Source organism: Comamonas thiooxydans, from assembly GCF_000964545.1.
Taxonomy (GTDB): domain Bacteria; phylum Pseudomonadota; class Gammaproteobacteria; order Burkholderiales; family Burkholderiaceae_C; genus Comamonas; species Comamonas thiooxydans.
Genome location: NZ_BBVD01000038.1, coordinates 1 through 1560, shown reverse-complemented (window position 1 = coordinate 1560; position 1560 = coordinate 1). Strand labels below are relative to the sequence as shown.

1 protein-coding gene is annotated in these 1560 nt (G+C 55.9%); it reads right to left on the bottom strand.

The window, feature by feature from the left end:
• Positions 1-916 (bottom strand): MgtC/SapB family protein (locus tag Cth01_RS23900; protein ID WP_233425274.1); only part of this gene is annotated, 916 nt, incomplete at its 3' end.
• Between the last annotated feature and the right edge of the window lie 644 nt (positions 917-1560).

The window sequence follows — 1560 nt, the reverse complement described above, 5'->3', positions numbered from 1 at the left end:
CAATCCATAGCAGTGACAGGCCTGCTCCTGTCACCATAGAGGCTAGTCCCAGACTGATTCGTGTTCCATATTTGGCTCCCCCGGTGGTGAACGCCAGTACGGATTTGGCGATTGCGCTGGAAGCAAGAATCACAACCAATCCCCATTGAGCGGTGGACAGGGGCAAACTACCTGACGCAAAAAGCTGGCCTAAGCTCGCAGCAGCGGCATGCAGTTCGGCCAAGGCTGCAAGTGCCGCCGCGACCAGCACGCCAGTGCTGCCAAAGACATGCTGGAGCCAGGCGCCTAAAACTAACATCAACGCAATGGTGCCGGCAATCAGCAATGCAGTGGAAAGCTTAAATATCCGTTCGGTCTCAAATTCAGTTTGCGTGGCAGTTTTTTGTCGATTCAGCAATCCTGTGGCTGCAGCCAACACAAGGCAGAGAGCTGCAACTAGTAGAGGGAGTGTCATAGACAGCATCAGAGCTATGGATGTTGTCGAGAGAATTGCTATGAACAGGCATAGCGAGGCCAACTGAGCCAACATGGCACATCCAAAGGCTTGCGCCTGCTGATGTTCGTCGGACTTGGCCAGCTGGCCAAGACTGGCTATAGCCGCGGTAGATGACACAAATCCAGAAAAGAATCCGGTCACAGGTAGGCCCCAGTGCGGGCCCAGCACTCGAGTCAGTATGTGTCCCAGCATGCCAACAGCCATGAACAGCACGACCACTTTCCAAAGGGCTGGGAGGCTTAGCACACCCCATGGATCTACAGGCGCTTGCGGCAGAAGTGGCATCACGACCAGCGCCGCAGCGCCCAGCAGAAGGCCATCCCTCAATTCATTCTCTCTGAGTAACTCACGACTCCAGCGTTGTATGGGGCCTTTGGAATGCACCAGCAAGGCACAAAGAATGCCCAGAGCTGCCGTCAAGGTAGGGCTCTTGTGCGATAGGGCGCCCAGAGTTAGTGAGAAAAGTAGAGTCACTTCACTGGTCAGGCCTGGGTCATTGGGGGCTGAGTGCCAGTAGGCTGCAACGGTCAGTGCCCCGACCAACAGAAGTACAACGGCGAAGGGCAGCACGCCTAACCACCAGGCCGCGCAGCCAAGCAACGCTGCTATGGCGTGGGTACGAGTTCCTGCGATGCTCTCGCGCTCACTCCCGCGACGCTCGCTTACGAGACCGATAAGCAGACCACAGCCTAATGAGACTACCCAATGGTCGACACCGGCCCAACTTAGCTGCATAAGTCTCAACCCCTCGATCTGAATAAGGCTCGTCCGATTGATGGGACTTCGCCTTAGTTACTACGCAGCATAGTCGAGCATGAGATGACGCCGCAAGCAACAAGAGCTGGGACGTAAGACGCTCAAATCTCACCTATCTAAGGCACCCTGTGTGAAGGAGCGTGACAGAGGAGAAGTCAAGTCTGCGCGCTCCCTCAGTAGCCTTCGACCAAAGGCATTTCCATCCCATCGACCGCAACCATCACGCCCGTGGTGTTGGGGTCGATTTCTATTGGGACGCCCCACAGCTCATTGGGCTTGCCGAAGGAGTTGACGATGTTGAACTGCCG